Origin of the sequence: Devosia pacifica (genome assembly GCF_014652635.1) — a bacterium.
GTDB classification, from domain to species: domain Bacteria; phylum Pseudomonadota; class Alphaproteobacteria; order Rhizobiales; family Devosiaceae; genus Devosia; species Devosia pacifica.
This window is the reverse complement of the sequence record NZ_BMZE01000001.1, coordinates 591,527-609,898: the sequence shown is the minus strand read 5'-3', so window position 1 is coordinate 609,898 and position 18,372 is coordinate 591,527. Positions and strand designations below refer to the sequence as shown.

Annotated in this window: 23 protein-coding genes and 1 tRNA gene; 13 read left to right on the top strand and 11 right to left on the bottom strand. The window is 59.7% G+C overall.

The genetic code is table 11. The features are described 5' to 3' along the window. Nucleotides 1-24 precede the first annotated feature (24 nt). Nucleotides 25-705, bottom strand: coding sequence for a ribulose-phosphate 3-epimerase (rpe, locus tag IE127_RS03080; RefSeq protein ID WP_189423257.1), 681 nt, complete (start codon nt 703-705; stop codon nt 25-27). Nucleotides 706-850: 145 nt separating this feature from the next. Between rpe and IE127_RS03075 the strand changes: the two genes are divergently transcribed. Together IE127_RS03075 and IE127_RS03070 are read left to right on the top strand one after the other, a co-directional pair. After that, nucleotides 851-1,585 carry a cytochrome c biogenesis CcdA family protein gene (locus IE127_RS03075; protein ID WP_189423254.1) on the top strand — a complete coding sequence of 245 codons (735 nt, stop codon included), beginning with the start codon at nt 851-853 and terminating at the stop codon, nt 1,583-1,585. An 89-nt stretch (nt 1,586-1,674) separates the two neighbouring features. Continuing rightward, entirely contained in the window at nt 1,675-2,916 is a 1,242-nt protein-coding gene (locus IE127_RS03070; RefSeq protein WP_189423251.1) for a GNAT family N-acetyltransferase, read from the top strand. Here IE127_RS03070 and radC read toward each other — a convergent pair. Then, the gene (radC, locus tag IE127_RS03065; RefSeq protein WP_189424657.1) at nt 2,913-3,638 is read right to left on the bottom strand and encodes a RadC family protein; all 726 of its coding nucleotides are present in this window, start codon (nt 3,636-3,638) and stop codon (nt 2,913-2,915) included. The genes IE127_RS03070 and radC overlap by 4 nt on opposite strands. Beyond that, nucleotides 3,635-4,465: a type I methionyl aminopeptidase gene (gene map, locus IE127_RS03060; RefSeq protein WP_189423248.1), complete on the bottom strand. Its 831-nt coding sequence runs from the start codon at nt 4,463-4,465 to the stop codon at nt 3,635-3,637. Before map ends, radC begins: the two co-directional genes overlap by 4 nt. Before the next feature lie 155 nt (nt 4,466-4,620). Here map and IE127_RS03055 point away from each other — a divergent pair, with 155 nt between their 5' ends. Then, the gene (locus IE127_RS03055; protein WP_189423245.1) at nt 4,621-5,397 is read left to right on the top strand and encodes a competence/damage-inducible protein A; all 777 of its coding nucleotides are present in this window, start codon (nt 4,621-4,623) and stop codon (nt 5,395-5,397) included. A gap of 58 nt (nt 5,398-5,455) precedes the next feature. Further along, the gene (gene gpt, locus IE127_RS03050) at nt 5,456-5,950 is read left to right on the top strand and encodes a xanthine phosphoribosyltransferase (protein WP_244639907.1); all 495 of its coding nucleotides are present in this window, start codon (nt 5,456-5,458) and stop codon (nt 5,948-5,950) included. A gap of 8 nt (nt 5,951-5,958) precedes the next feature. On the opposite strand, the gene IE127_RS03045 is transcribed toward gpt, so the two are convergent. Further along, nucleotides 5,959-6,041 (bottom strand) — tRNA-Leu (locus IE127_RS03045). Between the two features lie 70 nt (nt 6,042-6,111). On the opposite strand from IE127_RS03045, the gene IE127_RS03040 reads away from it, so the two are divergent. Continuing rightward, nucleotides 6,112-6,402 carry an ASCH domain-containing protein gene (locus IE127_RS03040; protein WP_189423240.1) on the top strand — a complete coding sequence of 97 codons (291 nt, stop codon included), beginning with the start codon at nt 6,112-6,114 and terminating at the stop codon, nt 6,400-6,402. A 14-nt stretch (nt 6,403-6,416) separates the two neighbouring features. On the opposite strand, the gene IE127_RS03035 is transcribed toward IE127_RS03040, so the two are convergent. Beyond that, complete coding sequence (locus tag IE127_RS03035) at nt 6,417-7,106, bottom strand: RluA family pseudouridine synthase (RefSeq protein ID WP_189423237.1); 690 nt, start codon at nt 7,104-7,106, stop codon at nt 6,417-6,419. A 92-nt stretch (nt 7,107-7,198) separates the two neighbouring features. Between IE127_RS03035 and IE127_RS03030 the strand changes: the two genes are divergently transcribed. From IE127_RS03030 to IE127_RS03015, 4 genes are all read left to right on the top strand, one after another. Beyond that, nucleotides 7,199-7,381 (top strand): CsbD family protein, encoded by a 183-nt coding sequence (locus IE127_RS03030; protein WP_189423234.1) that lies wholly within the window; start codon nt 7,199-7,201, stop codon nt 7,379-7,381. Nucleotides 7,382-7,446: 65 nt separating this feature from the next. Continuing rightward, nucleotides 7,447-8,337 (top strand): CHAD domain-containing protein, encoded by an 891-nt coding sequence (locus IE127_RS03025; RefSeq protein WP_189423232.1) that lies wholly within the window; start codon nt 7,447-7,449, stop codon nt 8,335-8,337. A gap of 4 nt (nt 8,338-8,341) precedes the next feature. Further along, nucleotides 8,342-8,794: a CYTH domain-containing protein gene (locus tag IE127_RS03020; protein WP_189423231.1), complete on the top strand. Its 453-nt coding sequence runs from the start codon at nt 8,342-8,344 to the stop codon at nt 8,792-8,794. A gap of 66 nt (nt 8,795-8,860) precedes the next feature. After that, the gene (locus tag IE127_RS03015; RefSeq protein WP_189423229.1) at nt 8,861-9,814 is read left to right on the top strand and encodes a DMT family transporter; all 954 of its coding nucleotides are present in this window, start codon (nt 8,861-8,863) and stop codon (nt 9,812-9,814) included. Nucleotides 9,815-9,819: 5 nt separating this feature from the next. On the opposite strand, the gene IE127_RS03010 is transcribed toward IE127_RS03015, so the two are convergent. Both IE127_RS03010 and IE127_RS03005 read right to left on the bottom strand, forming a co-directional pair. Then, complete coding sequence (locus IE127_RS03010) at nt 9,820-10,356, bottom strand: gluconokinase (protein ID WP_244639905.1); 537 nt, start codon at nt 10,354-10,356, stop codon at nt 9,820-9,822. Nucleotides 10,357-10,381: 25 nt separating this feature from the next. Then, nucleotides 10,382-11,155: an SDR family oxidoreductase gene (locus IE127_RS03005; protein WP_189423227.1), complete on the bottom strand. Its 774-nt coding sequence runs from the start codon at nt 11,153-11,155 to the stop codon at nt 10,382-10,384. Between the two features lie 257 nt (nt 11,156-11,412). Between IE127_RS03005 and gnd the strand changes: the two genes are divergently transcribed. Further along, nucleotides 11,413-12,831: an NADP-dependent phosphogluconate dehydrogenase gene (gene gnd / locus IE127_RS03000; RefSeq protein ID WP_189423225.1), complete on the top strand. Its 1,419-nt coding sequence runs from the start codon at nt 11,413-11,415 to the stop codon at nt 12,829-12,831. 31 nt (nt 12,832-12,862) lie between these two features. Here gnd and IE127_RS02995 read toward each other — a convergent pair whose 3' ends face one another. The 4 genes from IE127_RS02995 to IE127_RS02980 all read right to left on the bottom strand — a co-directional run bounded on the left by IE127_RS02995 (nt 12,863) and on the right by IE127_RS02980 (nt 16,263). Further along, on the bottom strand, nt 12,863-13,354 hold the full coding sequence (locus IE127_RS02995) for a GNAT family N-acetyltransferase (protein WP_189423224.1): 492 nt from the start codon (nt 13,352-13,354) through the stop codon (nt 12,863-12,865). Continuing rightward, nucleotides 13,326-14,672 carry a TCR/Tet family MFS transporter gene (locus tag IE127_RS02990; protein WP_189423222.1) on the bottom strand — a complete coding sequence of 449 codons (1,347 nt, stop codon included), beginning with the start codon at nt 14,670-14,672 and terminating at the stop codon, nt 13,326-13,328. Before IE127_RS02990 ends, IE127_RS02995 begins: the two co-directional genes overlap by 29 nt. Nucleotides 14,673-14,805: 133 nt before the next feature. Then, nucleotides 14,806-15,993 (bottom strand): FAD-dependent oxidoreductase, encoded by a 1,188-nt coding sequence (locus tag IE127_RS02985; protein ID WP_189423220.1) that lies wholly within the window; start codon nt 15,991-15,993, stop codon nt 14,806-14,808. Nucleotides 15,994-16,008: 15 nt separating this feature from the next. Then, complete coding sequence (locus IE127_RS02980) at nt 16,009-16,263, bottom strand: zinc-finger domain-containing protein (protein WP_189423218.1); 255 nt, start codon at nt 16,261-16,263, stop codon at nt 16,009-16,011. A 122-nt stretch (nt 16,264-16,385) separates the two neighbouring features. Here IE127_RS02980 and IE127_RS02975 point away from each other — a divergent pair, with 122 nt between their 5' ends. From IE127_RS02975 to IE127_RS02965, 3 genes are all read left to right on the top strand, one after another. Then, on the top strand, nt 16,386-17,156 hold the full coding sequence (locus IE127_RS02975; protein ID WP_189423215.1) for an alpha/beta fold hydrolase: 771 nt from the start codon (nt 16,386-16,388) through the stop codon (nt 17,154-17,156). 73 nt (nt 17,157-17,229) lie between these two features. Continuing rightward, on the top strand, nt 17,230-18,060 hold the full coding sequence (gene cysE, locus IE127_RS02970) for a serine O-acetyltransferase (RefSeq protein WP_189423212.1): 831 nt from the start codon (nt 17,230-17,232) through the stop codon (nt 18,058-18,060). A gap of 96 nt (nt 18,061-18,156) precedes the next feature. After that, nucleotides 18,157-18,369 carry a DUF3126 family protein gene (locus tag IE127_RS02965; protein ID WP_189423210.1) on the top strand — a complete coding sequence of 71 codons (213 nt, stop codon included), beginning with the start codon at nt 18,157-18,159 and terminating at the stop codon, nt 18,367-18,369. The last annotated feature ends 3 nt before the right edge of the window (nt 18,370-18,372 follow it).

The following is an 18,372-nucleotide window of genomic DNA, read 5'->3' as shown; positions in this document are numbered from 1 at the left end:
TCCGGTAGAATCCTTATCTTTCGTTCAGGCGATGCGGCTGGTGGCGTTGGTGCGGATCTGTTCGATGCGGCTGGCGTAGGTATCGGGATCGTTGCCTTTGAAGATCGACGAACCGGCGACGAAGACGTTGGCGCCCGCATCGGCGACTTCGCGTGCATTGTCTGCACTGATGCCCCCATCCACCTCGAGGTCGATCGGGCGGTTGCCGATCAGCTGACGCGCCTGGCGCAGCTTGTCGAGAGCGGCCGGGATAAATGATTGTCCGCCAAACCCTGGGTTGACCGACATGATCAGGATCAAGTCCACGTCATCAATCACGTGCTCGAGTACAGACACAGGTGTTGCGGGGTTGATGGAAACGCCTGCTTTCTTGCCGTGCGCCCGGACCGCCTGGATCGATCGGTGCAGGTGAGGGCCGGCTTCAGCGTGTACGGTGATGATATCGGCGCCGGCATCGGCGAAATCAGCGATGTAGCGGTCCACCGGCGCGATCATCAGGTGGACATCCAGCGTTTTCTCGGTGCGCGCGCGTATTGCATTGAGAACAACAGGGCCAAAACTGATATTCGGAACGAAGTGTCCGTCCATGATGTCCACGTGGATATAGTCGGCGCCGGCCTTATCGACGGCCTCGACTTCCGCGCCCAGCTTGGTGAAATCTGCCGCCAATATGGATGGCGCGATGCGAACCGGTCTCGATGTCATGATCTGTGTCCTCGTTTCGCGTAGCGCTTCGTGCCTGCCTTAGCCTCTCGCCAAGCCGGCGGCAAGCTTGGCGGGTGCTGCGTCGCGAAAGCGCATTGCCGACGGCGTACATGACGCTTAACAGGGACGTACGCGGAGGTGCGACTTGGAATTTTCCCTGCCAATCGTCTTCGGGGCCGGCATATTGAGCTTTCTGAGCCCGTGCGTTCTACCGCTCGTGCCGCCCTATCTGACCTATATGAGCGGCGCCAGTTTCGAGCAGTTGCGCGATGGCGAACTGCGCACCGGCGCCCTGCAGCGTCGTGTGGTCGGGACGTCGTTGTTCTTCATTCTTGGGTTCTCCGTCATTTTTGTTACGCTCGGCGCGACCGCGACAGCGTTCGGGCAAGTGTTCCGGCAAGCGTTGCCAATCCTCACGCCGATCGCCGGGCTGGTGATCATCGCGATGGGGCTGCACTTTCTCGGCGTCTACCGCCTGGCATTGCTCGACCGACAGGTGCGGCACAATGGGCCGACCGCGGCAAGTGGTCCGGTTGGTGGCTTTCTTCTGGGGCTCGCCTTCGCCATAGGCTGGACGCCCTGCATCGGTCCAATCCTTGCTGCCATTCTGTCCGTAGCCGCGAGCCGTGATACGGCGCTGGAAGGGGCAGCGCTTCTGGGCCTCTATTCCCTCGGCCTCGGGGTGCCATTTCTGCTTGCAGGCCTCGCGATCGGCCCGTTCCTGGCGTTTTTTAACGGCTTCCGGCGCCATCTCGGCGTGGTGGAGAAAGTCATGGGCGCGTTTCTGGTCGTGACAGGCGTACTGTTCCTGACTGGTCAGTTCACCCGATTGTCCTTCTGGTTTCTGGAGACGTTTCCGGTGCTTAGCCAGTTTGGCTGATCAGCGCCATTCGCCCTTAACCTTTCGCAGGCGAATGTTTTGATGCCGTTGGATATTTGGCGCATATTCGCTGGAAAGACGGGGGCGACATGGCTTTGGCCACAGCACGGGGCGACATTGAAGAGCACGACACGTCCGTGTTGGAGGATCGCTACGTTCGTACTGCGCATGAACTCAACGCAGGTCGTAAGATTCGTGTTGAGCTACACCACGATCTGAATTCAGTTCAGGGCGTCTGGTCGCAATTGGCGTCAGAGGCTGCTCAAAATTCTCCAGGGCAGTCCTTCGGGTTCACACGAGAGTGGATTAAGCATCAGCAGATCCCTGCCAACTCGCAGCTTTACGCCGTGGCCTACATTGGCTGTCGGCCTGCCGCTTTGTTGGCGCTTCACATCAGGTGGCGGTACGGTATCCGCGTGCTCTCGTTTTTTCCGGGTGCGCACGTGGGATGCAACGGCCCGGTAGTCGGCGCAGCATTAAAGCAGTTGAGCGAGCCGGAACGACAGGCCTTCTGGCGGGACGTGTTCGGCGCATTGAAAGGCGCGGACATTGCAGTGCTTCGCAGTGTGCCGTGCGAGTCGGGGGATCCGTTGATGTGCCTAGGCGGCATCGGAACCCGCATTCCGGTCGACACGCTCTATCGGGCGCAGTTCGAGAGCTGGGAAGAGTGTGACAAGACCCAGCGCGGTCGCTCCCGGCGCAAGCATGATCGCCAGCAGGGAGATAAGCTCAGCGCGCTCGGCGAGGTGCAGTTCGAAGTCTTGCGCAATGGTGACGATGTCGATGACGTCATCAACACAATGTTCGAGCAGAGGGCGGTACGGTTTCGGGCGATGGGTGTGCGTAACCCGTTCCAAACCAAAGGCATTCGGGACCTATACCGCGACATGCTCTCTTTCGACTCCGGCGTTGAGGTCGTTCTGCATGTCCTCCGGCTTGAGGGACGAATTGTTGCGACACGGTACAATATCGTTGAGGGCGAGAGGATGTTCTGCCTGATCTCCTCGATGAGCGAAGATCCAGCCATTCAGGCGGGGTCACCGGGCAAGCAATGTCTGCTACGCGTGATGCAGTCGATCTTCGATGATGGCTATCGGCTCTTTGATATGGGCGCAGGCCTCACCGACGAGAAGCGTCACTGGTGCAATGTCCAGATGCCGCTTTATCATCATTACGTGCCACTGACACCACTGGGCCATCTGCACGGCCGCGCCCACCAGCTGCTGCATGCGCTGAGGGCCAGGGCCAAGTCTGCACGATGGCTTCTTGATATGCGCCGCAAGTTTGCCCAGAAGCTGCAGGGTGCAGAAAGACCCTCCGGCGTTCGCTAGATCAGCTTGAGGCTGCGCAGGGATGTGTGACCGGATTTGCCGATGACCAGATGGTCGTGCAGCGTGATCCCCATGGATTGCGCGATATCGGCGATCTCGCGCGTCATTCGCACGTCTGCCGCAGAGGGTTGGGGATCGCCTGAAGGATGATTGTGAACCAGTATCAGCGCCGTCGCCGACAGTTCCAGCGCGCGCTTAATCACCTCGCGTGTGTATACGGGCGTGTGGTCCACCGTACCGGTTTGCTGGACCTCGTCGGCAATCAGCAGGTTTTTCTTGTCGAGAAACAGAATGCGAAACTGCTCGATGGATTCGTATGCCATCTGCGCGCGACAGTACTCGATCAATTGTGTCCATGAACCGAGAATTGGCCGATCGCGTACGATCTGGTCGCGGCTGTAGCGTTGGCCAACGGCCTGTATGACCTTGATGTGCGTGATGGTCGTCTGACCAAGACCCTTGATCTCCGCCAGTCGCTGTCTGGGAGCGCCGAGCACTTCTGAGAACGAGCCGAACCGGCTCAGGAGTTCCTTTGCCAGAGGCTTTGTATCTTTTTGCGGAATGATGATGTGCAGCATCAACTCCAACAGCTCATAGTCCTTGAGAGACTCCCCGCCGATTTCGATAAAGCGCTGGCGTGCACGTTCCCTGTGCCCGGTGTAGTGCGGGAGCGCTTCGGAAAGACCCTTGCCTTTCTCACTGCCGCCCGAGTGCACGGTCAGCGCCGCGCAACGAGAGGATTGAACAGGTTGGCAGGCGAGGCGGTGAACACCTCGCACCCGGTCTCGGTAATTCCGATCGTGTGTTCGCACTGCGCGGACAAAGTCCGGTCGCGCGTTACCGCTGTCCAGCCATCCGCCAGGATCTTCACGTGCGGCTTGCCGAGGTTGATCATTGGCTCAATGGTGAAGATCATGCCGGGCTTCAGCTCCGGCCCCATCCCCGGTGTGCCGAAATGCATGATGTTCGGCTCGTCGTGAAACAGCTGACCTACACCGTGGCCGACGAAATCCCGCACAACGCTCGTCCGCTCGCCCTCCGCATAGGCCTGAATGGCAGCCCCGATGTCGCCGGTGGTGTGGCCGGCACGGGCAGCGTCGATGCCGCGAGCAAGGCTTTCATAGGTCACTTCGATCAGCCGTTCGGCTTTGCGAGAAATCTCGCCGATCGGGTACATACGGCTCGAGTCGCCGTGCCAACCATCGAGAACGAGGGTGAGATCGATATTGGCGATGTCACCTTCACGCAGCGGCCGGTCGTCGGGTATGCCGTGGCAGACAACGTGGTTGATCGATATGCAGGTCGAATGCCGGTAGCCTTTGTAGAAAAGAGTTGCCGGCACGGCACCGTTGTCCCGGGCGAACTCATAGGCAAGCTGATCCAGCTTGAGCGTTGATACGCCTGGCTGTGCATAGTCCACCAGCATGTCGAGTGCTTCTGCAGTCAGCCTGCCGGCGCGGCGCATGCCTTCGAAGCCCGCTTCGCCATGAAGAGGTATCACGCCGGGAGTGCGGCGGGACTTGTTGCGGGCGTCGGTATAGGTAGTCATCGGATCTCCGCTTTGGGCTGAAGTAACCCCTCTGCAACGTAATGTCTGCAGCCGAGCAAGGGAAGAGGTGAGCGCGGTTGGGGCAAAGGCTTCGCTCTCCCTTGATTTTTCCCCTGCTGCGGGGCATGGCATGCAGCAAGCGAGAGGACAAGCATATGCAGGACGACCAGGGAATTGTGACCGCCGGCATGGTGGTAATCGGCGACGAAATTCTCTCCGGGCGCACCAAGGACATCAACATCGCAACAACCGCAGAGTTTTGCACCGATCTCGGCATCGAACTCAAGGAAGTACGTGTGGTGTCAGATGAGGTCGACGCTATCGTCGAAGCGGTGAACACGTTGCGCGCGCGCTACACCTATGTCTTCACCACAGGCGGTATCGGTCCTACCCACGATGACATTACAGCCGATGCCGTCGCTGCCGCCTTTCAGGTGGCGCTGCCGATCAACCCTGAAGCTCGCGAGATGCTGGAATCGCGCTGGCGCAAGACGGGGACGGAGGTGACGGAGGCGCGGCTGCGCATGGCCCGGATTCCGGAAGGGGCCGACCTCATCGTGAATTCGGTCAGCGCTGCACCCGGCTTCCGGATCGAGAACGTTCACGTCATGGCCGGCGTGCCGGTGATCATGAAGGCGATGCTGGAAGCGCTGGCGCCAACGCTCAAGGGCGGACGCAAGGTCATGTCTGTCGCGATCAAGGCCTATGTCGGCGAAGGGACTGTTGGCGGGCCGCTTGGCCTTCTGCAGCAGGAGTTTCCCGACGTGAAGATGGGCAGCTATCCGCAGATGGGCGCGGATCGCGTGATGACCGAACTCGTGCTACGGTCCGCCGACGAGGAGCGCCTGCACCTCGCTGCGGAGCGGGTGCGGGCCATGGTGTCAGATGCTCATGCCAAAGCGGGCGTCGAACTTCCGACCGAACAACAGTAGCGGGCGCCCACAACATGATCCTAGAGGCTGCCGCCGCGTCAATACGGAGACAAGCGAGTTGAGCGACAACCAGAAGTCATTCCCCGTCAGTTGGGATCAGTTCCACCGCGATAGCCGTGCCCTCGCGTGGCGGCTGATGGGGCAGGGTGGTTTTGACGCCGTCGTGGCGATTGCCCGCGGCGGTCTTGTGCCTGCTGCCATCGTTGCTCGCGAACTGAACATTCGGGTCGTTGAGACAGTCGCGGTAAAATCCTATGACCATCAGGCACAAGGCCAGGTGCAGGTGCTGAAGCAAATCAGCAAGCCGGTGCTCGATGTTGCAGCCAATGGTGGCCGCGTGCTCATCGTCGATGATCTGGTGGATACCGGTGCCACGGCGCGCGCCGTGCGCGACATGCTTCCGGGCGCGCACTTCGCGACTGTCTATGCCAAGCCCAAAGGCCGAGAGATGGTCGACACCTTTATCACCGAAGTGAGCCAAGACACCTGGATCTTCTTCCCCTGGGACCTCGACGTGGCCTATGCGGCACCGATCTCCGGTGGAACCGACTGATCACCTGGTGGTACGGGCGGCGGGACTCGAACCCGCATGCCATAGGCCAGGGATTTTAAGTCCCTTGTGTCTACCATTCCACCACGCCCGCAATGAGCGTGTGTTTGTCATAAGCGCACCTCGGTGACAATCTTCACATTGCCCAACTACGGGGATAAGCCATGCTGCTGAAGCGTGACCTGCTGGAGAAGATCAAGGCCGGGGAGGTCGACCTGGTGTTTCGACGCTGGAAGCGCCCAAGTGTGAAAGCGGGCGGAACACTGAAGACCAAGGTGGGCTTGCTGGCCATCGAAGCCATGGACGAAACGACGCCCGAAGCCGTGACTGAAGAGGAAGCCCGGCGCGCCGGGTTTGCTGATAAAGACGAATTCTGGCGTTGGCTTGCCACGATGAAAGACGGGCATCTCTTTCACAAGATCTCGGTGCGTTATGTCGGCCCCGCGCCGGTGTAAGGTGAAGCTGATCCTCAGAATGGCGCCTTCACGACGAAGGTGCAGTCCTCACCAGTCGTGGGGTGTACGAAACCGAGTTCTTCCGCATGCAGTTGCAGGCGGTCCGCTGCGGCAAGCGCGTTACCTTCAGCATAAAACGCATCTCCCAGAATCACATGGCCGATTGCCTTCATGTGAACCCTCAACTGGTGCGTGCGACCGGTGAGCGGCACCAAGCGAAGGCGCGTCGCAATTTCCTCGCGATCGATAACCGACCATTGCGTGCGCGCCTCGCGGCCATTCTCGAAATCCACGCGCTGGCGTGGCTTGTTGTCCCAATCCGTCATCAGGGGCAGATCAACGAGACCTTCATCGTCTGTGAGGACGCCGTCGACCCGCGCCACGTAGCTCTTGCGGGTCGAACGCTTCTCGAACTGCATCCCAAGTTTCGCATGCGCCGGCTTGTTGAGCGCCATCAGTATCAGGCCTGATGTGTCCTTATCGAGCCTGTGAACCATCTCTGCCGTGGGCCAGCGCTTGCGTGCGCGGTGTCGGATGCTGTCCCACAGCGACGGATGCCGTCCCGGCACACTCAATAGACCACTGGGCTTATCGAAAATGAGGATGTCGTTGTCCTCGTGGATCACCACCAGATCGGGCTCGGTCGGGGGATGATAATCGAGCAGTGTTGGCAGCGGATCTGACGGCGGCGGACGCTGGGGCATGAGCTATTCAACAGGTATCTGGGCGGTGCGCCGAGGCGCAGGAACGATGCGGCGATGACGGCGTTTGTATCGCATCGCACAGGAGGTGCATCATGGACAAGAATCGGATCGACGGCGCAGGCAAGCAAGCCAAAGGCGCTTTGAAGGACGCAGCCGGTAAAATTACCGGTAACGACCGTCTACAGGCGGAGGGTAAGCTGGACAAGGCGGCCGGCAAGACTCAGCAAAAGATGGGTGAGGCGGCTGACAAAGGCCGTGATGCTGCAAGGCACTAATAAGAATACCGTTTAGACCTTCGAAAGGGCCGCGACAGCGGCCCTCTTACTGTCTGGAGAATGTGTTGTCTTTCAAGTTCAAGCGCAAGGATCGCTCTATACAGCATGCGGTCAGACGCATCGCCCGCGAACAGATCGACAAGGCCATCGAGACGGCTGAGGACAAGAGCATCGATAGCGAAGAGCGCATTCACGCCGTTCGCAAGCGCTGCAAGAAAATGCGCGGCCTCGTGCGCGTGGTGCGCCCCGAGTTCGATGGGTATGAGAAAGCTAATGCCACCCTTCGTGATGCCGCCAGACGCTTGGCCGTGTCGCGCGATGCGACGGTCCAGATCGAGACGTTGGATGACTTGAAAGCAGAGGGTGACACCGGCGAGGCCCACGAAGTCTCCGAGGCCGCGTATCGTAGCAAGCGCCTTGAGCTCGAGGCACGCAAATCCGAAGCAGAGGCGGGATCCGACCCCGAACAGCTGCTCAGTGAGTTCGTATCCGAGATGAAGCGCTTACGCCGGGCGGTCAAGCGCTGGCGGATTGATGAAGACGGATTTGCCGCAATCGAAGGCGGCCTTACGAAAACGTACAGACGCATGCGAAGCGCCATGCACGAGGCGCGCGAAAATCCTTCGACCGAGACTATGCATGAGTGGCGCAAGCGCGCGAAATATCATTGGTATCACGTGAGCCTTTTGCGCGACGCTGCGCCAGCGATGCTTAAAGCGCGCGCCAGTGCTTTGAAGGACCTTGGCGACCTGCTAGGTGATCACCACGATATCGCCATCTTCCGTTCCATGCTGGATACGGAGGACGAGCAGGACGCGCTTCTCGAACGCACAGCCAAAGAGAGGCAAAGCCAGCTTGAAGCAACTGCTTTTGAGTTGGGCCAACAACTGGCTATCGAATCGCCCTCTACACTGAGGAAGCGGTTTGAGGGATTTTGGGGTTTGATGAAGGATTAGTCGCATGGGCGTCGAGATCGAACGGAAGTTTCTGGTCGACGGAGACGCATGGCGCGATGAGGTCCGAGAGAGCCACGCCATTGCTCAGGGCTATCTCAGCCGTGGCGCCGGCAATTCCGTAAGGGTGCGAAGCTACGACGACCAACGCGCCAAGCTTACCATAAAGGGAAAAGAATTCGGCTTCAGTCGGCTGGAATTCGAGTACGACATACCGATCGAGGATGCGCGCGAGTTGCTGGAGCTGGCGCAGCCACTGGTCATCCAAAAATGTCGGCATATTGTTGGTGCGGGCCACAGGGTCTGGGAGATCGATGTGTTCGAGGGCGCGCATGACGGGCTGGTCCTCGCGGAGATCGAGCTGGGTGACGAGGCTGAAGATTTCGAGCGCCCGCGCTGGCTCGGTCGCGAGGTGACCGGCGAAGAGGCGTATTATAATTCCACTCTGGCAGGCGTTTAGGGCTAGTCTGGGCTTGATTGCTCTTGTCGGTGTCCGTAGGACAGCACGACTCCCGCCGGATCTGACATGACTTTGCACCAGCCCAATACCAGACTAGCGCTGGTCCTCGTCACCTGCGCCATCATCATGATGACCGCAATGAACTCTGCGGTGCACGAGGCGGCTGAGATTGCTCCAGTGGGGCAAATCGTCTTCTGGCGAAGCTTTGTGGCCATTTTTCCTGTGCTGATCTACATGGCTGTCCGGGGCGAGCTGCCCGGGGCCTTGCGCACTCGCTATCCGCACAAGCACGTCATTCGCGGCGCGCTCGGCTGTCTCATCATGTTCTTGAATTTCACCGCCCTGAGCTATCTTGCGGTTGGTGTTGCGACAGCGCTCAGCTATCTGGCGCCGATTCTCTCGATCGCGGCCGCGATGGTGTTCCTGCGTGAGCGGCCCGGCGTTGCGGTGTTTGCAGGCGTTCTGCTTGGTTTTGGCGGCATCATCGTCATGCTGTTCCCAACCTTGCTGGGGGCCGAGGTGCGCGAAGGCGCAATCATCGGCGTGCTGTGCGGGGTGGGCATGGCAGCGACCAGCGCGCTGTCGCGGGTTCAGGTCAAAGACCTTACGAAGACCGACCCTGCCTCAAGCATTGCCTTGTCATTTGCTATAGCCTCCAGCCTGGGTGGCCTCGCGACGCTGATTTTCGGCTGGGTGGAGCTCGACCTCTACGCCTGGACCCTGCTTGTTGGAGCAGGGGTTCTAGGCGGTATCGGACACATTATGTTTTCGGAAGGGCTTGCCCGCGCTCCGGTATCCGTCATTGCACCTTACGAATACACGGGAATTCTCTGGGCATTCGTATTCGATATCGTTCTGCTAGGCACAGCGCTCGATGCATTTTCTGTAGTCGGCGCCATGCTGATCGTCGGTGCCGCGGCGCTTGTCGCGTTCGGGCAATCGCGCGGTTTGCGCCGTGCACGTGAGGCTTTGCCGGAAAACGCAATAGAGCCGGCAACACTCAAGCAGCGCGGCACCTGACCACTTTATTGCTTGCGCTTGAAGGTCTTGAGGTGATCTAGGGCGTCCGTCACGGTGCGCGTGAGCTTTTCGATGCTATCGGTGACCGGTACTTCCAGCACGTTCTCGGTGGCAGGATCGGGCTCTTCGAGCGTTGCGAACTGGCTGTCCAGCAGGCTCGCCGGCATATACTCGTGCTTTCGCTTGGCGATGCGCTCGCCAATCGTCTGCTTGTCGCCCTTCAGATAGACGAAGAGGATTGGTTCGCCAGCCTTCTCTACCAGAAAATCGCGATAAGCACGCCTTAGGGCCGAGCAGGCACCAACGGCAGCATCCTTGCGATCTGCTGCGGCTGACAAAGCATTTGCGAGCGCCTCGAGCCACGGCCATCGGTCCTCATCGACCAAAGGCGTTCCTGACCGCATCTTCTCGACATTTGATTCCGGGTGGTACTGGTCACCGTCGAGAAATGGCACGTGCAGGCTGCGGGCCACCGACTGGCCGATGGTGGACTTGCCTGAGGAACTGACCCCCATGACGATAATGATACGTGCCGGCTGCAAGATCTGCCCTCCGAGTGGCTAAGCTTCAGACTACTGCGGTAAACGCGCCGTCGACGTAAAGGATGTGGCCATTTACGAAGCTGGCGGCATCCGAGGCGAGGAATATTGCCGCACCGCCGAGTTCTTCGAGTTCGCCCCAGCGGCCCATGGGAGTGCGTGTTTCAACCCAGGCGTTGAAATCGGCGTCAGCCATCAGCGCAGTGTTGAGTTCGGTCTTGAAATAACCTGGCGCGATGGCGTTGGCGTTGATGCCATGCTTCGCCCAATCTGCCGCCATGCCCCGGGTAAGATTACCGATGGCGGCCTTTGCGGCGCCATAAGGTGCGGCGGTTGGGCGCGAAACATTCGTCAGCACGGAGCAGATATTGATGATACGGCCACGGCCTCGCCCGATCATGCCGGCCGCAGCTGTCTTCGAGACGTTGAAGGTTGCTGTCACATGGGTCGACATCATTAATTCGAAATCAGCCAGATCGTAGGAGTCGAGGGGACCACGGATCTGTACGCCGGCATTGTTGACGAGAATGTCGATACCGCCGAGCTCGGATTCGCAATACTGGATGCCTTCGGCTACGCTCTCCGCGCTTGTCACATCGAATGCCACCGCCTTCACAGTGGCTCCGGCCTCCGCCAGTCGCGACGCAGCGTCCCCTAGCGCCTCGGTGTTGCGGCCGTTGAGGATGATCTCCGCGCCGGCCCCGGCAAGCGCTTCGGCAATTGCGAACCCGATACCGCGGCTCGAACCGGTGATCAGGGCACGGCGGCCGGTCAAGTCGAACTTGGAGAGCTTCGCCGTCATTGTCGATCCTGTGCCTGTTGAGTGCGCGGTCTCGTGTTAGCTGCCCAAGTGGCTGGGTGCAACGTCCCGCACACGCCCGGCGCTGCAGCCAGTTGCCTTCAGCGCGACTTTTAGGCAAGTTCTTCCATACAAGACAGACGAAAAGCTGCAAAATTGTGCGTTCAGCCCTTCCGCTTTGCAGCGGTTTGTGGTCAGGTTCGCCCGCCCGCAAAGGGTGAACCAGTTGGTTACTTATCTGACATCTAAAGGACAGGCGTATGTCGAAAGCAGATATCGGCCTTATCGGGCTAGCGGTCATGGGCTCCAATCTGGCGCTCAACATCGCGGAGAAAGGCCATACGGTCGCTGTCCACAACCGCACGACATCGCGCATCGATGACTTCGTAGCCACCGCCAAGGAGCAGGGGCTTGAAGAAAAGGTAATCCCGCAAGCTGATCTGAAAGCGTTCGTCGATGCAGTCGCAAAGCCGCGCTCGATCATCATCATGGTGAAGGCGGGCGGGCCGGTCGACGACATGATCGAACAGCTTCTGCCCATGCTCGACGAAGGCGACGCGATCATCGAATGCGGCAATTCACTGTATTCTGATACGCAGCGCCGCTTCGACTACCTCAAGCCCAAGGGCATCGGTTATCTCGGCGTCGGTGTCTCGGGCGGTGAAGAAGGCGCGCGGCATGGTCCCTCGATCATGGTCGGCGGCGCCAAGGAACAGTGGCACAATGCGGAAACCGTGCTGAAGGCGATTTCGGCCAAGTTCAATGGCGAGCCGTGCTGCGCCTATCTGGGCGAAGGCGGTGCAGGCCATTTCGTCAAAACTATCCATAACGGCATCGAATATGGCGACATGCAGATGATCGCCGAGGTCTATGGCGTGATGCGCGATGGCTTGGGCATGGAGCCGAAGGCTTGTGCCGAAGTGTTCCGCAAGTGGAACCAGGGCCCGCTCAATTCCTACCTGATCGAAATCACTGCGCATGTGCTCGACGCTGTCGATGATGAAACCGGCAAGCCGCTGGTGGAACTGATCCTCGACAAGGCGGGCCAGAAGGGCACTGGTGTGTGGTCGGCTATTGCTGCGCAGACCCTCGGTGTTCCCGCAACTGCGATCGAAGGCGCGGTTGCGGCGCGTTCGATTTCGTCGCGCAAGGACGAGCGCGAAGCGGCCGAGAAGGTTTATGGCGCACGCCATGCTGGCAAGGCCGACATTTCGCTGGAAGACCTCGAAAAGGCGCTTCTTGCCGGCAAGATCGTCTCTTATGCGCAAGGCTTCGCCGTGATGGCGCGTGCCTCGGAAGAGAATGGTTGGAATCTGCCGCTAGCCGAAATCGCAAAGATCTGGCGCGCCGGCTGCATCATCCGCTCGCGCTTCCTCGACCAGATGTCTGCTGCCTATCAGAAGACCGATACGGTGAACCTCCTGATGGTACCGGATTTCATTGAGCTGATGAAGCAGAACCATGGCGCTCTGCGCAAGCTGGTGGCGGAAGGCGCCCTCGGCGAATTCCCGCTGATCTGCCTGTCTTCGGCGCTAAGTTATTTCGACAGCTACCGCCAGGCGCAGGGCACGGCGAACCTGATCCAGGGGCAGCGCGACTTCTTTGGTGCGCACGGCTTCGAGATCGTCGGTCGTGGAAAGGATCTTCACGGCGACTGGCCGTCTACTCTCGACAACTAATCTCGAAGAGCCCCGCTTCGGCGGGGCTTTTTTATAGCAGCTTGCGGAACATCACATAGCTGTCGACAAAGCCGAGCCGCGGGTGATTAAAGGCTTGCGGCAGCGTGCCGACAATCTCAAACCCGAGCGATTTCCACAGTCGCACCGCACGGTCGTTTGTCGACACCACGTGATTGAATTGCATTGCGCGAAAGCCCTGGCGCGTCGCTTCCTTCATAGCGTACTCGCACATTGCACGTGCCACGCCTTTGCCCTGTGAGTCAGCGGCGGTAACGAACCCGCAATTAGCGACATGCGCCCCACCGCCACCCTGATTGGCCATCAGGTAGAAGCTGCCAGTCAGGCGGTCGGCCTCGGTCGCAACGAAGACCTGATGGCGCGGCATAAACCAGAAATCCGCCACCTGCTGCAGGCTCATATCGCGATCCAGAGCATAGGTTTCGCCGGCAGCGAATACTGGTGCAACAATATCGAGGACGGCTTGATGATCGGCGTTAGTGACGGGGCGAATCGTCGTCATCATCGTCGTCCTGCTCGTTCTCTACAGAGGGAATGCGCATCTGGCCCGGCGGTGCGATCTCCGGGCGGTGGGGATTATCTGCAATGCTGGGGCGCCGCCTCAAGTCATAGCTGAGCGCGGCAATGATAAAGAGACCAGCACCCACCAGCACCAAGAACGCGGAAGCAATGAACGGCGCGCCCGGGAAGTAGCCGGGCCCCTCCGTCTCACGGGTAAAGTACGAAAAGATCTGCGTTGAAAGCAGCGGGCCGATAATGGTTGCGAGCGAGTTCGCAGCATTCACAGCTCCTTGCAACTCGCCCTGGCCATTATCCGGCACCTGGCGCGAAAGAATGCCATTGATCGCGGGCGCCGCCACGCCGCTGAGAGCGCCCAGCATCAAATAGGCGTAGAGCATAGAGACGTCATTGTTGAACGAGACACCGATGAATGCGCCGGCCGCGGCCACCATGCCGAGAACCACCACGGCAACTTCGCCAAATCGCTTGACCAGCGGACCCACCAACAGCCCTTGGCAGATGGCGAAGCCGATGCCGAAGGCCCCGAGCGCTCGCCCGATCTGGCTCGAGGTGAAGTCAAAGACCGCGATTGTGTAATAGTTGAAGACCGAGGGAAACGCCTGCGCCGATGTGGTGAACAGCAACAGAACCAGCAAGAGCCAGAGAACGATCGGAGAATTGCGAAACTGGACCAGCGCTCCAAACGGATTAGCCCTGCGGATATCGAATCGGCGTCGATGTTGCGGCTCAAGGCTTTCCGGGAGGACGAGCAGGCCGAACAGGAAATTCGCGAAGGCGAGCAGCGATGCGGCAAGGAATGGCACGCGCGGGCCAAACTCCCCGAGCTCGCCGCCAAGAACCGGGCCGATGATGAACCCAAGCCCGAACGCTGCGCCGATGAGCCCGAACCGCTGGGTGCGCTTATGGGGCGGGGTGATATCCGCCATATAGGCAGTGGCCGTTGCGACAGCCGCCCCCGCAATGCCGGCTACGATTCTGCCAACGAACAGCACCCACACGTCCTGGGCCATCGCCATGATCATGTAGTCGACGGAAAGACCGAGCAGCGACAAAAGCAGTACGGGGCGCCGCCCGAACCGGTCGGAGAGGTTTCCGAGGACCGGCGAGAATATGAACTGCATCAGCGCATAGACGAACACGAGATAGCCGCCGATGACTGCGGCGAGCGCCACACCGCCGCCGGTCACCTGTTCCAGCAGTTCCGGGAGCACCGGAACAATGATGCCGAGCCCCACCATATCCAGAAGAATGGTGACCAGAATGCAGGCGAGTGTCAGTCTGGATTGCGTCGCTAGGCGCATACGGGAACAAAACTCTCTATTTCTGCGCCTCGACCCTGAAGCCGATACCGGTTCTGCTGGTGCCCATTGCATTGCTGTCGCAACCGGGCCGAGCGAACCCTCACCATGCTCTACGCCAGTTTACAGAGGGTTGTCACCGCTTGACTGTCGCTGGCGCTCCCGCATCGTGATCATAAAGCCAGCCGAGGCGTCGGAAATGCTCTTGTTTTCCCTGGAGCCGCATCACTGTATCGCGTGCGACAGAAAGGGGCGGGCGCATGTGAAATATTTGGCCATTTCGGCGTGAAAGCGTGGCGACACGCTTTACGCGCATCTGACGTGATCTGGCGTAAGCTGCCAGCGCCTGCTCGGCATCAGCGCCATCCGCAAGGAGCGGTGCAAGACACGCCGCATCCTCGATCGCCAGCGCAGCGCCCTGGGCCTGAAAGGGCAGCATCGCGTGGGCAGCGTCACCCAGCAGCCCGACCGGTCCATCGTGCCATTGCCGGGTGTGGACGCTGAACAGCGGCCATGCGGTCCATGGTTGATCGGCTGCGTCTACGAGGCCCATGAGCCGGCGGCTTGCGCGACGCGGCAATTTTGGTTGCTGCGGTGCCTCTGGAGCGTCCGCATTGAGGAAAAGTACGAGGTTGACTGCGTTGCGGCGCGGCAGCGGGTAGGCCACGAGGTGTGTGTCTGGTGCCAGCAGAAGGCTGGTGTTCTCGAGGCTGAGAAATGGCTGGACGCGTTCCGGCGAGACCAGCGTTCGCCAAGCGAGTTTATGCGTGAACTGCGCCGGCGGTCCCTTCAAGACCGTCGTTCTTGTGTTTGAGCGGACCCCGTCAGCGCCGATGAAGGCGAATCCTCGTCCGCTTCGTCCGGTTCGCTGAAGCTTTTCAGCCTCGACCAGCACGCCGTTGCCGTCTCGGCTGACGGCAAGATCCGATACGCCGAATATGCACTCGATGTTGGCGAAGCGCTTGCAGGCGCGATAGAGCGCCTCGGCGAGATCGCCGCGATGCATCACCACATATGGGCTGCCGAAGCGCTCGCGGGCAGGCTGCCCTAGTGTCAGCGTCACGAGCGGTTCGGAATGCGACGCCGTATAGACATCGATGCCTGCCGGCTCGAAGGCGCGTTCAAGTATGGCTGGCCCAAGGCCCAGCCCTTCCAGTACGCGGTAGGCATTGGGGCTTAGCTGCAGGCCGGCGCCGAACTCGGCGACCTGATCTGCACGCTCCAGCACGACGACCTGTAGGCCGCGCTTGGCCAGAGCCAAAGCAATCGTCAGCCCCGCAATGCCGGCTCCGGCAATATAAACGGTGCGGTCGTTCCGACCCATGAAACTGCTTTTTGACTAGGCAGACTTGGCATCTTCAAGATGGAAGACGGCAGTGGCAGGCTTTGCGTCACCTGCTGCCAAAGATGCATCGAACACGTAGTGCGTCGAGCAGTAAGGGCACACGATATCGGCATCCTTGCCCATGTCGAGAAACACGTGCGGATGATCGAACGGAGGCAGTGCGCCGACGCATTGGAATTCTTTGGACCCGATAACGATCTGGCTCAGCCCTTCGGTATTGTGAAAGTGAGGCGTCGAATGCTGCGCCATGGGAATACCCCGTAACTGCGTTGGATCGGGCGGACCATACTCAAGCCGTGGCGGGAAGGAAAGGGTTGGTGGTGCGCTCCGCGCTTGATAAGTGCGAAGTCGCTTCATTCGGGAGATATGGAATGCCCCACTTCGAGTCTGATGGATTGCAACTGCACTACCGCATCGAAGGTGAGGGGCCGCCGGTCCTTTGCATCCACGGTTTCGCCTCCAACGGGCAGGTAAACTGGTTCGAGACGGGTTGGGTCGAGACGCTGACCGAAGCCGGATATCAGGCTATTGTTCTCGACAATCGGGGGCACGGCGAAAGCGACAAACCGCACGATCCTGCTGCCTATACGCCGCGCCTTATGGCGGGTGATGCGATACGTCTGCTTGATAGCCTCGGCATTCAACGCGCCGCGCTGTTGGGATATTCGATGGGTGCGCGCATCAGCGCCTTTCTGGCTTATGATCACCCCGATCGGGTTGCTGTCGCGATCTTCGGGGGCATGGGGATGAACCTGGCCCACGGTCTCAGTGACAGCAGCGACATCATCGCCGGTCTGACAGCGCCGTCTGTGGACGGTCTCACCCATCCGACAGCACGCCAGTTTCGCATTTTTGCAGAACACACCGGGGCTGACCGTGAGGCTTTGGCAGCCTGCATGGAGACGTCACGCGAGGCGATGCCGAAGGCGGACATACGCCGGATCGAGGTACCGACGCTCGTCGTTGTCGGAGAGGCCGATACGATGGCTGGCAAACCCGAAGATTTGGCAGAGCTGCTGCCAATGGGAGAGGCAGTGGCAGTGCCGAGGCGAGACCATATGCGAACGACAGGCGATCCGAAATTCAAACAGGCGGCGCTGGATTTTCTCAAGCGCCATGAATCAACTTTCGCAACCGCGTGAACCATCTTGAAGGCGCGTGCTTTGTAATGTCACGCTGATGACCTATATGGGCGGGGCGAATGGAGAGACCGTCATGACAGTTGGCAGCAAGTCCAAGGCCGCTCAGATCGCGGAAGTCGACCCCGTTTGGGCCGCCGTCGTGGCAGGTGCCCGCCAGATAGCCAGTGACGAGCCACCGCTGGCCAACATGGTCGTCGCCAACATCTTGAACCATGAACGCTTTGAGGACGCGCTCGTGCATCGGCTTGCAAGCCGACTGCACCATCCGGACGTATCCTCAGACATGATCCGGCGTGCGTTTCACGATGCGTTGGAGCAGCACTCCGATATCGGTACGTTTGCGCGGGCGGATCTCGCCGCTACGCTCGAGCGTGATCCGGCCTGCCAGCGCGCAGTCGAGCCGCTGCTTTATTTCAAGGGCTTTCAGGCGATCCAGACACACCGGTTCGCGCATGCACTCAACAAGATGGGACGGCGTGATTTCGCGCTGTATCTGCAAAGCCGGGCCAGTCAGGTCTTCCAGACCGATATCAATCCGGCTGTACCGATGGGACGGGGCATTATGCTCGACCATGGCACCGGCCTGGTGATCGGCGAGACGGCTGCGATCGGCGATAACGTATCCATTCTTCAGGGCGTGACACTTGGTGGAACCGGCAAGTCAGACCAGGACCGTCACCCGAAGATCGGCAACGGCGTGCTGATCGGGGCGGGGGCCAAGGTTTTGGGCAATATCCAGATCGGTGAATGCTCGCGTATCGGGGCAGGTTCGGTTGTGTTGAAGGCGGTTCCGCCCAGAACAACAGTCGCTGGTGTGCCGGCAAAGGTGATCGGCGAAGCGGGTTGCGCTCAGCCGGCGCTGGTGATGGATCAGATGGTACTCGTCCACGATCCGAATTCGTGATCACGAGAACAGCGGGTAAATCTGGCAGCAAGGGTTGCTACCGAAGGCATACTGACTACATTCGCCGCTCCTTACAGACATAATCAGGTAGTCCTCGTGCAACACCCCGAGATCATCAAGCTTCAGAAATTTCTTCAGACGAAGTTCAATTCCAAGATCGACGTGCGTCCGCGCGGAAAGCTTAACGATTCCGTCGAGGTGTTCCTTGGCGAAGAATCAATCGGTTTGATTCATGTCGATGATGAAGACGGCGACCGTTCCTATGTCTTCACCATGTCGATTCTCGACATTGATCTCGACGAGGTCTGATCC